We start from the raw sequence: 13,088 nt of genomic DNA, 5'->3' as shown, positions 1-13,088 counted from the left end.
GCACAGGAAGAGGTCCGTAACCATGGCCACCCGAAGAAACAGCGCTGAGGACACCGATTCCGCAAACCGCATCAGCGGTTGTAACTGTTTGTTTTTAAAAATCGAGAGACTTATCTTAGTGCCATTCGGCACTAGACCGATTCTCTAAGTTCTGTACTAGACAGATTCTGTCTAGCACCCACCCCATATTGACCCCGTCCGTCCGCGCGGCCCGGCTACACCTCGGGAATTCCGCGCCAACACGGCGGCTAGGCGCCTCATGCCATCAATTCGTGACACGAAAGACGGTTTGGTCGGCCGTACAGACAGAAACGGGGTCCCCGATCCGCCGCCTTCGGATGCCGTGCTGATGGGACCGGCGGACACGGCTTGATCTTAAGCCCGGACCTTGACGGGGGCAATTGGAGGCTCATGGTTGAGAGTTCCGGTGACGGTCTATGCGACTCCTGACAGGGGGCCGTGTCGGCTGCCCTGCCAACCGCGGACTCCGAACGACGAAGCTCCGGTGTCGGGAGTTGGAACGGACCTGACACCCACGGCAGACCGCCTAGCGAGATTACGCAGGCCGATGAAACGTCACTTCGACGAGCAGGCCCGATCCATCCTCGGCGTCGAGCAATTCGATCTCGGCGCCGTGCCGCTCGCAGATGCGCCGCACGATCGCCAGGCCGAGTCCGGCGCCGGACTCGGCCTGGCCGGCGGGACGATAGAAGCGATCGAAGACCCGCGCCCGATCCGCGGCGGGGATGCCTCGGCCGCTGTCGCGCACCCACAACAGAATACGCTCCCGCCGCACGCCGAGGCTCACGCCGACGCGACCACCCTCCGGGGTGTACTTGATCGCGTTGTCCAGCAGATTACCGACCAGAATGCTCAGGGTTCCTGGCGAGATGCCGACGAGGCAGGGCTCGCCATCCGGAACCGCGAGGGACAGTTCGATCGACTTGGCGCGCGCCGACGCCCGCCGCTCATCCACGACCTGCTCGACCAATCGGGCCAGCGGCCAGGCGCCGCTTTCGGCGTCGCCGGCCTGGTGCTGCAAACGCGACAGGGTGAGTAGCTGCGCGATCAAATGCGTCGCCCGGTCGACCCCGAGAATGAGCCTGTCGAGGGCCTTGGAACGCTCCCCGGCATCGCGGCTGCGCTGGGCGATCTGGGCGTGAGTGCGGATGATGGCGAAGGGGGTGCGCAGCTCATGCGAGGCATCGGCGGCAAAATGCCGCTCCGCGTCCAGGGCCTGTTCGAGTCGATCCATCAGGCCATTGAGCGCGTTGGTCAGTGGCTGGATTTCGACGGGCACCCGGCGGGCATCGATCGGGTCCAGTTGCTCCGCCGAGCGGTGCCGGATGTCGCGGGCCAGTCGGCTCAAGGGGCGCAGGCCCTCCGTTACCGCCAGCCAGATCAGCAGTACGCTCAGCGGCAGCGACCAGAGGATGGGGCGCAGGGCATGGAGGGTCAGGTACTCGATAAGCTCCTCGCGGACACTGTAGTTTTGCGCGACATAGAGAACCCCGTCGGCATCGCCCGCCGGGAGTCCGAAGACCCGCCAGCGGGTTTCCGCGATCGTCTGATCCGAGAACCCCAGCCGCCGCGCCAGGGGTTCGACCGGCGCCGCGCCGAAGGTGCTGATGAGCAGATCGCCCTCCCAGAGCTGGAAACTGATCTGGGATTCGTAAGGATGACCGAGCGGCGAGAGCCTTTGCGGCGCGCCGGCGATGTGGGGCAGATGGCCGGCCTGGGTGATCTGGCGCAGGACATGGGCGGTCTGCGCCAACTGGGCGTCCAGCAGTTCGCCGACCTCGTGTCCCGAGCGGTCCAGCGAGACCAGCCCGACCGCGACCCAGACGGTCGTCCACAGGACAAACAGCGAGAACAGCAGACGGCGGCGGATCGATCTCATGGCGAGGGCTCCGAGACCAATCGATAACCGACGCCCCGAATCGTGAGGATGCGTTCCTTGCCGAGTTTGCCGCGCAGATTGTGGATATGCACCTCCAGGGCGTTGCTTTCGATGCCGTCGCGCCAGCCATAGGTCGACGCCTGAAGCCGGGCGCGGGGCACCACACGGTCGGCGCAGGCGATCAAGGTCTCCAGCAAGGCGAATTCCTTGGGTGACAGGTTCAGCGACTCGCCGCGCAGGGTCGCCTCGCGCAAGGCGGTATTCAGAACCAGATCGCCGACCTGGAACAGGGATGTCGTCTGGCCGCTACGACGGCGCAGCAGTGCGCGGATCCGCGCGCTCAACTCGTCGAGATCGAACGGCTTGACCAGATAATCGTCCGCGCCCGCGTCCAACCCCGCGACCTTGGCCGCCACGCCATCGCGAGCCGTGAGGATCAGGACCGGCAAATCGATCCCCCGCCGGCGCAGATCCCGCAACAGGGCGAGACCATCGCGTCCGGGCAGGCCCAGGTCGAGCACCATGACATCGAAGTGCTCGATCCGCAGCGCATGCTCGGCGGGCTCGGCGGAGCGCACCCAATCGGCCGCGTAACCATCCTGGCCCAAACCCGTTTGTAACCCTGGTCCGAGCAATGGATCGTCTTCAACGATTAAAACCCGCATAGGCTGTTCACTGTCTCGATGGTTCAATCAACCACTTCGCATCGTCCGGCGGATGGCCTCGCCTGGCCGGCTCGAACAAGCGGATGATGGGTCGACGTCTCGCGGCACGATCCGCTCGACGCCAGGCGCGACTCATCCCTGTCGTCCGCTCCTTGGGTCCGCCGCCAATCGACCTTCAACCATCGCGCGAGGAAAAGCAAACGTGCCGATTCGTCTGGCGCCTGGCATCCTGGCGCTCGGTTGAACTCGAGATGCCGCCCGCGGCCATGGCCGCGCTCATGCCGGATGATTCGCTGGAACGGCTCGACAACCTCTTGGAGAACGCCGCGAAATGGGCGACTTCGCGGGTCTGGAAGGGGGGGATGGTCGTCGTCGGGCTTCCGCCGACGGGTTCGATTCACGCCTTCACGACCAGTCCTGGACCGCGGATTCGAGGCTCTCCGAGGTGGATGCGGCGCGAGCGCGGGTTGGGCAATGAGAGGCGTCGGCAATCGACAGCCGCGGGTTGTCCTCGATCGGAGCGGGGTTGCCAAACAGATACCCCTGAAAGTGCTCGCAGCCAAACTCCAGCAGCAGGGCTCGCTGCTCCTCTGTTTCGACGCCCTCGGCGATGACGTTCAGACCGAGCGAGTGACTCATGGCCAGAACGGCGCGCACGATCGCGGCATCGTTCGTGTCGTGGGTAATGTCGCGGACGAACGACTGGTCGATCTTGACCTGATCCAGCGGCAAGCGCTTGAGATAGGACAGGGATGAATAGCCGGTGCCGAAGTCATCGAGCGAAAAGCCCACGCCGAAATCCTTCAGCGCCCGCATGCGCCCGATGAGTTGCTCGGCCCGGTCGAGCACGACGCTTTCGGTGAGTTCCAGCTTCAGCCGCGAGGGAACCACGCCAAAATGTTCGATCCGGGCGCGCACCTGTTCGACGAAATCCGTCTGGTTAAACTGACGGGCGCTGACATTGATGGAAAGCACCAGCGAGGCCGTCCGTGGATCGGCTTGCCAGCGTCGCAGTTGCGCGCAGGCCTCCTCCAGCACAAAGGCCCCGATCGGAAGGATCAGCCCGGTCTCCTCGGCCAGCGGGATGAAGCGTCCTGGCGGAATCGGCTCGCCGCTCGGTGGCAGCCAACGCAACAGGGCCTCCGCGCCGGTCGCCTGTCCATGCCGGTCCACCTGCGGCTGGTAGTGCAGCCGCAGCTCACGCTGTCCGATCGCCAGGCGCAGGGCCGACTCCATCGACGCACGCGCGTCGATATTGGCCTGCATGTCCGGATTGAAGAAACGGATGGTGTCGCGGCCCGCGCTCTTGGCCTGGTAAAGTGCCACGTCGGACTGTTTGAGCAGCAGGTCGACGGTCACCTCCTGACCCTTGAACAGGGCCACGCCGAGGCTCGCGGTGGCGTGGTGCGCGGGCCTTCCCTCGCTCAGCGCATAGGGTCGGGCGAGCGCATGGCGAATCTTCTCGGCGATCATCTCGGCCTGCGGCGCGGCGCCCGACGCCTCCGTTCCCAAGTCGTTGGCGACGACCACGAACTCATCTCCACCGAGCCGGGACACGGTGTCCTCGCCACGCACGCCGTCGACGAGCCGGCGCGCTACCTCGACGAGCAGGCGATCGCCGACATCATGGCCCTGGGTGTCGTTGATGTCCTTGAAATGGTCCAGGTCCAGCATGATGAGGGCGCCGTAACCGCCATGGCGGCGGCCGGCCATCATCGCCAGACCCAGTCGGTCCAGCAGCATGCGGCGATTGGGCAGGCCGGTCAGGGGATCGAAATAGGCCAGGCTATGGATCCGTGCCTCCGCTCGCTTGCGCTCCGTGATATCCACGCAAAAGCCCATGACCAGACCGCCCGGCAGGGCGATGGCGCGCAGGTTGGCGACCATGTCGAGCCCATCCTTCGAGCGCAGATCGATCTCGACCTCTTTCCGCCCGATGCGCAGAACCTGTTCGAGCAACCCCGAGTGCGCCGCCTCAAGGCCGGGCGGCGACAGATCGGTGACGGTCATCGCGAGCAGCTCCGCGCGGCTGTAGCCAACCATGTCGCAGGCGGATGGATTGGCGTCGATCAGGCGTCCGCTCGAGTCGGACACGAAGACGCCTTCCGGCGCATGTTCGATATAGGTACGGTAGCGCTCCTCGCTCTCGCGCAACCGACGCTCCAAGGCCTCGCGACGCGCGATCTCGGAGGTCAAGGCCTCGTTGCGATCCTGGAGTTCCATCCGGTCGCGATGGGACTCGATCACATCCGCCTGAAGCCTCCGGGCGTGGCGCCGTATGCGATCGATCCACAGCGCCGCCAGCAGCAGGATCGCCGGCACGAGAGTGGCGAACAGCAGAAAACGCCGGGAGGTGATATGGCCGTAGAGCAGGGACTCCGGGAGCAGGGTAACCAGCGAAAGCGACGTCCCCGCGATTGGCAGGCGCAAGACCAGGTCGTAATTCTCGGAGAAACGCCCCTTCACGAGATCCGGCATGGCGTCCAGGGGCGTCAGGCTTTCCGGCGGCAGCCCGATCAGGGCCGGAGCCGGCACGCCACCCGGACGAGAAGGATCCGACACCCCCAATTCCAGACCGGTCTCGGTAATGAGGAATCGCCGGAAGCCGAGATCCGTGCCAGGTTCCGTCAGGTGACGCGACAGCCGTGCCAGCCTGGACAGCGTCATCAGGGCGCCACCTGGTTTGCCGCGGAGGTCAACCGGAGCGGAAGCGATGATCCAGCCGTGCGCGTCGTCGATGCGCAGGCGCGGGGCCACCTCCAGTCCGGTCCCGATCGCATTGAGCGGTGTGCCCGCTTCGGTGTCGACAAGACGTTCGCCGGTCTCGTCGAGATAGAGGATCCGATCGTAAACGGGTTCCCCGAACACCGTCCGGCGACCCAGTCCGTTCCGGAAACTCTCCTCGATGGCGATCAGGCTGGCGCTCAGGCCGTAGCGCATGGACATGCCCAGCGCCTTGTTGGTCAGATAGGTCTCGATCTCCCGACTCTCCGCCAGGGTGACCACGGCATGGCGCTGCTCCGCCAGGAAATCGCCGATGAGCCTGGCGACCTGGCGGTTGTCCGCCAGCACCCGCGCCTCGGTCGCCGCGCGCAGTTGGCCTTGGGATTGGTAGGCGTTCGCGAGCAGCACGATCACGTACGCGGCAAAGACGACCGCGACCACTAACGCCCAAGGTTGGGGCTTCAAGCGAAGCGGCACGCGCGCGGTCTCTCTGCGCTGAGCGATGGTTTTCGGGCCATCCGGGGGCGTCGCTCTGGTGGGCATGGTAGCAATGGATTCCGCTCCGCCATTAGGGTAGTCGCCACGATAACCACTGGCTGGACGCCAAGATCTCACAACCGATACTCGTCAGGTGCTTGCGGTCCGTGTATCTCTATGGTCACGCACATGGAAATCCAATGCGGCCTAGTGGATCGCATGACGGAGCGGTACTGCTCCAATTCGTAGGATGGGCAAAGCCCGTGCTCTAATGTTTGGACTGGCGCTAACGTTGGCCGGGCGTGCCCATCTTCCACGCGCCGATCCTCTCGATTGGGGCACCCGGCAAAGTCGCCAGCTCCAGGAGCTGGCGCTTGAGCATTGGCCCATCCTCTTCGAGGGTGTCGGAATCGACCTCCTGATCCTTGCCTGGAAGGCTCGAACAAACGTTCGGGCGTCGTCCGATGCCAGCGGATCAGTGACGACGGCTTGCAAAGGCTTGGCGCGGGCCTATCCTGTCGTCCGCCCCCTTGGGTCCGCCGCCAATCGACCTTCAACCATCGCGAGAGGAACAGCAAACGTGCCGATTCGTCTGGCGCCTGGCGCTCGTTTGAGTGAGTTCGCGCGATCGACCGCCGGATCGCTGCTCCTCTGCTGGGTTGGTCCCGCCTTGGCCGAGCAACCCCTGAGCCTCGGCCTGGAGGTCACCACCGGCTATGACTCGAATCCGGCGCAAAGCGAGGCGGGCATGGGATTGTTCTTCGCCCAATACGCCTTCGATGCCGCGCGGCGGATGCGCCTTGGCGGGGCTGACCTGACCTTCGCGGCGAGCGGCTGGCTGCGCGATTACGAGGCCGCCAACGATTCCCATCGCCTCGCGCTACGAACCGATTGGTCCCGTGCGACGGCCCAGGGGGCTGGCCTCATGACCCTGTCGCTCGCGGGTGCCGCCTACCGCGACGCCCTCGTCCCGGCGGATGAGCGCGACGAGGCCGCGCTCACGCTGCGCTACGATTACATCCTGACGGCCCGCGATACGCTCGGTCTGATGGGAGAGACGCGCCGGCTGGCCTATCGCAACGCGTCGCTTCCCTGGTCCGGGCGGCCAGGATCGAGCCCCAGGGATCACCCCTCGGGTAGTTCGAATAGCAGCTCGAATAGCTCGGGGCGCGGGCGCGAGGTCGAGGCGGTCCGCCGGGACGACTGGCTATCCGGTCTCGGGATCGATGTCACCCATCATTGGTCGCCGGTCCTGGCGACTGTATTCTCACTCGCCGGCGCCCGGCGCGACTCGCCGGTGTCCGCCGAAGCCTATGACCGGCACGGCCTCGGGCTGGTGATGCGGATCGAGCCCGCGGCGAGCTGGCGTCTTGAGTTGGGCCTTGGCTGGTCGCGCACCCGTTACGATCAGGCACCGCGGCAACAGGAGCGCGAGGATATCCAGCGCACGCTCGGGCTGGCCGTGCGGCGAAACCTCGGGCGAAGCGAGTGGTTTTGCGGTCTGGACTGGCTCGACAGCGACTCCAGTATCGCGGGGCGGTCATTCCGACAAGAGGTGACCGAGTGTGGCCTGGCCTGGTCGTTCTGATCCTCATCCGGCGTGGCCGGCCGTGCTTGGGCTCTGGCTGATGCTGGCGCTGGCCGACGTGTCGGCGGGGACCGGGGAGCCGGTGCTGGCGCGCGTGCTGTCGGTCGAGGCCGACCGGGTGACCCTGTCCGTAGAGGATCGCGCTGACGGGGAGGACGAGCGCGTCAGCATCCTCGTCGATCGGGCCGAGTTGCCGCCAGGCATCGAGCCCGGCCGCCTGGTCCGGCTGTGGCCCGGACCCGGCTCGGGCGCGCGACTGGTTCCGCTCGATCAGGGCCTGGCCGAACCGGATCGTACCGGGGTGCGCGCGCGCTTGATGCATGGGGCCGAGCGTGGATTCGGGAGGCGCGGTGGACGCTGACACCGTGGCTGGTTCCGACCGGCCCGATTCCGGCCGGCGCCGTCTGCCCCCGCCCTGGCTGGGTCATCTGCTGGTGTTCGGTCTGCTGTTCGCCCTGGTGCTGGGCTGGTTCTTCGTCCAGACCCGACAGGCCCAACGGGTGTTTCTGGAGGATGCCGGCGCGCACGCCCGTCTGTTGACCGACGCGGTGATCCTGCACGCGCGCAACGCCCTGCTGGCGGAGCGCGTCACCGCCGATATCCTGACCCGCTTTCTCGGCAACTCGGCGCGTTTCGTCGTCTATCTGGACGGCGTCGAGCCCTTTCGTTCCGATGAGCTGAGCGCCTTCGCCGACGAGGCGGGGCTGTCCGTGATCCGCGTCATCCGCGCGGACGGCGTGGTCCAGGGTCCGGCGGATTGGGCGCCGGATGAAGCGCTAGACTGCGCGCGTCTCGATCAGTTGCTCCGCCTGGCCTCCACGCACACCATCCTGTTCGGGGTCGCGGACATCCGAGGTCAGGGCTGTGTCCTGGTCGGACTGGACAGCCGTCACACCGAGGCGCTGGAGGCGGCGATCGGACTGCCCAAGGCGCTGGAATCGGTGGCCGGTCTGCCTGGCGTGGTGGAGGTGCGTCTGGAGGGCGAGCCGCGCGCCGAACCCTCGCCGGCGACGCGCGCCGATCCGCCGCGGATCGCCATGCGTCGACTGGATGACGGGCGAACCGTCGCCGAGGCCAGCGCCCCGGTCGCCGGAGCGCGTCTGCTGCTCGATCTGGACGCCGGGCCGCTTCTGGCGATGCGCGAGCGTCTCTGGCGACAATTCCTGGGGTTCGTCCTGGTGCTGGGGCTGACCGGCGGCATCGGCGCCTGGATCCTCTACCATCATCAGCGCGCCCATGAGCGCCAGCTCCTCGACTACGAACGGCGGCTGTCGCGCCAGCGCGAGGAGGCCGGTCTGGGCCGCGCCGCCGCCGCGATCGCCCACGAGATCCGCAATCCGCTTAATGCCATGGCCATGGGGCTCCAGCGTCTGCAACTGGAGGCGGATGAGTTGCTCCCTGGGCATCGCCGGCTGGTGGATCTGGTGCTGGAGGCGGTGCGGCGCACCAACACCACGGTCAGCGGTTTGCTGGACTACGCCCGACCCTTGCGACCGCGCCGCGAGCGGGTCGCGCTCGATGTCCTGGTCGCCGATCAACTGAGTCTGTACCAGGCGCGCCTCGGGGACGCGGGGATCGCGCTCGATCCAAGCCCCGGAACCTGGGCGCTCGGCGATCCGGATCTTCTGCGCCAGGTCCTGGATAATCTGCTGCGCAATGCCCTGGAAGCCGACGGCGGGGCGAGTAGCCTGGAGATCCGGGTCTGGCGCGCCGATGGCTTCGCGCATCTGTCCGTCGCCAATGATGGCCTGGAACTCGCCGCGGGCGAGCTGGAACGGATCCTGGAGCCCTGGTTCACCACCAAGACCACCGGGACCGGGCTGGGTCTGGCGATTTCGCAACGCATCATCACCGCCCACGGCGGCCGCCTGACGCTGGAGACACCGCGACCCGGACGCCTGCGCGTCGGCATCGCCCTACCATCCGCGCCCAACCAACCGAGGAATCGATGAGAATCCTGATCGCCGACGACGACCCCATGCAACGCGAACTGCTGGCGGGGTTTCTCGAACAGCAGGGCCATCGGGTGCTGGCCGCGGCGGACGGCCAGGAGGCGTTGACCCTGTTTCGCCAGGAGTCGATCCAGCTCGCCCTGCTCGACCATCGCATGCCGGGACTCACCGGCGATCAGGTGCTGGCGCGGATGAAGGCCAGCAATCCCCTGGTGCGAGCCATCCTCATCACCGCCTATGGCGCGGTCGAGACGGCGGTCAACGTCATGAAGCTGGGTGCGGACGACTTCATCGAGAAGCCCCTGGATCTGACCAGCCTGCGCGAGAAAATCGAGCGGATCGAACAGTCGCTGGCCGTCGCCGATGACGTGGCCGAAGTGGTCGAGGCGGTCGCCTCGGGTCCGCTTCCTCTTCAAATCATTGGCGCGAGCCCCGCGATGCGCGAAACCCTGTCGTTGGTGCGGCGAGTCGCGGACAGCCCCTGGAGCGTGCTCATCCAGGGCGAGACCGGCACCGGCAAGGAGCTGATCGCCCGGCTCATTCACCTGCTCGGTCCCACGCCCGAGGCCCCCTTCATCGAGGTCAATTGCGCCGCCATCCCCGAGAATCTCTTTGAAAGCGAGCTGTTCGGGCACGAAAAAGGCGCCTTCACCGGGGCTGAACGGCAACACCGGGGACGCTTCGAGCGGGCGGCGGGCGGGACGCTCTTCCTCGACGAGGTCGGAGAGTTGCCGCCGACGCTCCAGTCCAAGCTCCTGCGCGCGCTCCAGGAGAAGCGCATCAGCCGGGTCGGGGGCGAGCGCGACATCGCGGTGGAGACGCGCGTGATCGCCGCCACCAACCGCGATCTGCGCGCCCTCGCCGAGACCGGCGCCTTCCGCGAGGATCTCTTCTTTCGTCTCAACGTCCTGGATGTTCCCGTCCCGCCGCTGCGTCGCCGACGCGAGGACATCCCCGCGCTGGTCGAGCATTTCGTCGCCCGTGACGCGCGCCGCCCCATACGGTTGGCGATGGAGACGCTGGACCTTCTGGTCCGCTACGACTATCCGGGCAACGTGCGCGAGTTGGAGCACATCATCCAGCGCAGCCTGACCCTGGCGCGCGGCAGCCTGTTGCAGCCGAGCGACCTGCCGGAGGAGGTGCGTCGCGGCGCGGCGCTGGATCAGGGGTTGTTGCAGGAACGTCTCGACGGATTGGAGCGTGATCTGCTGGTCGCGGCCCTGGAACAGACCGACTGGATCCAGACCCGCGCGGCCGACCGGCTCGGCATCAGCGAGCGGGTGCTGCGTTACAAGATGGGAAAATATGGACTTCGACGGCGGGAGGGTTGATTCGGGATCGCTGGTGTGGCTCCCAAGCCGAGCGCTTGGGAGCCCGTTTTGCCGGTCGCGGCTTAGGCTTGCACACCCTGGTTCAAGCCTTGGCCGTTCCCCTTGCCCCGTCCCTGGCCGGTCCCCGTGCCGGTTCCATCACCGGGGCCTTTGCCGCTTCCGTTACCGCCACGCGCAATAAGATCGTCGAACGTCAGGCCATCGGCCATGCCCAGACGGTTGGATCCAGATCCACGCTTGCCGGCACCGTTACCGCCGCGCTCCATGGGGCTGTCGAGAATCTCGTCCACGGCTTCCTGGCTCAACAGTTGGGCCTCGTAGACCACGCCCTGACGTTCGATCTCGGCCACGAAGGCGCGCAGATGATTACGGGATCCGCGCAGCAGATTGCCGTACATCGTCTGAAGATCCAGGTTGTTGGTCGCGGCGATGGTGTTTTCGAGATCCTCGATGTCGACTTCCTCGATCAGCGCGCCGACCTGCAACGCCTCAAGATAGGAGGTTTCGCCCAGGGTGGTCAGGTCCGTATAGAGCTGCTGTAGGGTCGTATTGGTGAAGACGCCGAGGGGGTTCGCCTCCGAGGGATCGGTCAGTCCATAGTTGTCGATCGCGTTCTTCACGGCATCCATGTGCTTCTGCTCGGACTGGGCGATATTCTCGAACGGCAACTGCTGCCACAACCCGTCCATGGCGAGATAGACATCGCGCGCCAGCTTCTCTTCCTCGCGCATGAAGATCAGGGCCTCCGCCTCCTGGGCGTCCAGATCCGCCAGCACGGGTTGTACTGGCTGGGATCCCCGTGGGCCGGCGCCAAAGGCTGGGGCGGCGACCATGATGGCGGTCAGGGCGATCATCGGCAGGCTGTATTCCGTACGCATCGTAGTTTCCTCGTGGTTGATCTCGACGAATTGTCGAATCTCCTAAAGCATTTGGTGTGCCAGAAAATTATTTGTTTGATAACAGTATTTTGGGGCGTGTTTATCGGGGGATGCCTCGACAAGAGCCGTCGGGTTCGACAGAAATGTCGAGCCCGACGGTCGATCCGGGGCCGGCGTATCGCCCCGCGAAGCCCGACCGGGTGCGCCCATGACGGATGCTTGGCTGGGGGGCGCGGGAGCGGGTAGTGCCCCAATCAGCAGGATGGGCTATGGCGGATCGCTGGCGGTAACGCCTGTCTAACGGGGCTTCCGAAGAAACCCGCTCGGGTAGCCATCCTGCGAATTAGGGCACTACCTGTTCATATATCCCAACGATGGGTGGACGCCGGACGGGGCGGTTGGAAGCGGTATCGACGCGATTTCCTGACCGTCGGCATCGGACGCCGTGATTGGGGGTTCCCGGCCAAGCATCGGTTGTGGTCGCACCCTCGTCGACCGGCAGGCTGTACTCGGACGCCGTGGTGCGCTAGATTTGGGCGCCTTTGCCTCGCGGGCGCCCCTTCACGCTCGCCGCCTCCATCCTGAACAGACGATCTCGGGGTTATGGACCTTAATTTTCTCGATTTTGAACAACCCATCGCCGAACTCGAGGCGAAGATCGAAGAGCTTCGGCTGGTCGGACACGACAACGAGCTCAACATTCAGGAAGAGATCGAGCGCCTGCAGTCCAAGTGCGCCGCCTTGACCGAATCCATCTTCTCCTCGCTGACGCCCTGGCAGATCTCTCAGTTGTCGCGCCATCCGCAGCGACCCTACCTGCTCGACTACACGCGGCGTATCTTCGACGAATTCCATGAGCTGCACGGCGACCGTACCTTCGCCGACGATCACGCCATCGTTGGCGGCCTGGCTCGGATCGATGGTCGTCCGGTGATGGTGATCGGCCATCAAAAGGGGCGCGACACCAAGGAAAAGATCCTGCGCAATTTCGGGATGCCGCGACCCGAGGGCTACCGCAAGGCGTTGCGTCTGATGGAGATGGCCGAGCGCTTCCGCCTGCCGATCCTGACCTTCATCGATACGCCCGGCGCCTATCCCGGCGTTGGCGCGGAAGAGCGGGGTCAGAGCGAGGCGATCGCGCGCAATCTGCGCGAGATGTCGCGGCTGCGCACGCCCATTCTCTGCATCGTGGTGGGCGAGGGCGGTTCCGGCGGCGCCCTGGCGATCGGGGTCGGCGACTGGTTGGGGATGCTGGAATTCAGTACCTACTCCGTGATCTCGCCCGAGGGCTGCGCCTCCATTCTCTGGAAGAGTTCCGATAAGGCCCAGCTCGCGGCCGAGGCGATGGCCATCACCTCCGCGAAGCTCATGGAGCAGGGGCTGATCGATCAGATCATCAAGGAGCCTTCGGGCGGTGCCCACCGCAATCCCGATGCCACCGCCAAGAGCTTGAGGGAGGCGCTGCTCGCGCGTCTGGACGTCTTGGAGAAGGTCGATCTGGATACGCTGGTCGCGGCCCGCTACAAGCGTCTGATGGCCTACGGGCGGTTCAAGGAAGCCTGACCGGCGGGCG

9 protein-coding genes are annotated in these 13,088 nt (G+C 65.8%); 5 read left to right on the top strand and 4 right to left on the bottom strand.

The genetic code is table 11. The features are described 5' to 3' along the window. Positions 1 to 556: 556 nt before the first annotated feature. From CKO27_RS09430 to CKO27_RS09420, 3 genes are all read right to left on the bottom strand, one after another. A complete protein-coding gene (locus CKO27_RS09430; protein WP_200374630.1) occupies positions 557 to 1,900 on the bottom strand; it encodes an ATP-binding protein in 1,344 nt (447 codons plus the stop codon). Then, a complete protein-coding gene (locus CKO27_RS09425) occupies positions 1,897 to 2,565 on the bottom strand; it encodes a response regulator (RefSeq protein WP_200374629.1) in 669 nt (222 codons plus the stop codon). Before CKO27_RS09425 ends, CKO27_RS09430 begins: the two co-directional genes overlap by 4 nt. 405 nt (positions 2,566 to 2,970) lie before the next feature. After that, positions 2,971 to 5,766, bottom strand: a complete 2,796-nt coding sequence (locus tag CKO27_RS09420; RefSeq protein ID WP_200374628.1) for an EAL domain-containing protein — start codon at positions 5,764 to 5,766, stop codon at positions 2,971 to 2,973. Between the two features lie 580 nt (positions 5,767 to 6,346). Between CKO27_RS09420 and CKO27_RS09415 the strand changes: the two genes are divergently transcribed. The 4 genes from CKO27_RS09415 to CKO27_RS09400 are packed head-to-tail and all read left to right on the top strand — an operon-like array spanning position 6,347 to position 10,637. Continuing rightward, a complete protein-coding gene (locus CKO27_RS09415; RefSeq protein ID WP_200374627.1) occupies positions 6,347 to 7,354 on the top strand; it encodes a hypothetical protein in 1,008 nt (335 codons plus the stop codon). Positions 7,355 to 7,376: 22 nt separating this feature from the next. Further along, entirely contained in the window at positions 7,377 to 7,715 is a 339-nt protein-coding gene (locus tag CKO27_RS09410; RefSeq protein WP_200374626.1) for a hypothetical protein, read from the top strand. Then, positions 7,705 to 9,306, top strand: a complete 1,602-nt coding sequence (locus CKO27_RS09405) for a sensor histidine kinase (protein WP_338115959.1) — start codon at positions 7,705 to 7,707, stop codon at positions 9,304 to 9,306. Before CKO27_RS09410 ends, CKO27_RS09405 begins: the two co-directional genes overlap by 11 nt. Further along, positions 9,303 to 10,637, top strand: a complete 1,335-nt coding sequence (locus tag CKO27_RS09400; RefSeq protein WP_200374624.1) for a sigma-54-dependent transcriptional regulator — start codon at positions 9,303 to 9,305, stop codon at positions 10,635 to 10,637. Before CKO27_RS09405 ends, CKO27_RS09400 begins: the two co-directional genes overlap by 4 nt. Positions 10,638 to 10,699: 62 nt before the next feature. Here CKO27_RS09400 and CKO27_RS09395 read toward each other — a convergent pair whose 3' ends face one another. Next, complete coding sequence (locus CKO27_RS09395) at positions 10,700 to 11,515, bottom strand: DUF2202 domain-containing protein (RefSeq protein ID WP_200374623.1); 816 nt, start codon at positions 11,513 to 11,515, stop codon at positions 10,700 to 10,702. 603 nt (positions 11,516 to 12,118) lie between these two features. Between CKO27_RS09395 and accA the strand changes: the two genes are divergently transcribed. Continuing rightward, positions 12,119 to 13,078 carry an acetyl-CoA carboxylase carboxyl transferase subunit alpha gene (accA, locus tag CKO27_RS09390; RefSeq protein ID WP_200374622.1) on the top strand — a complete coding sequence of 320 codons (960 nt, stop codon included), beginning with the start codon at positions 12,119 to 12,121 and terminating at the stop codon, positions 13,076 to 13,078. Positions 13,079 to 13,088 lie beyond the last annotated feature (10 nt).

The organism is Thiocystis violacea (assembly GCF_016583575.1).
Lineage (GTDB): Bacteria > Pseudomonadota > Gammaproteobacteria > Chromatiales > Chromatiaceae > Thiocystis > Thiocystis violacea.
Note: the sequence above shows the minus strand (reverse complement) of the source record. Positions and strands in the feature narration are given on the sequence as shown.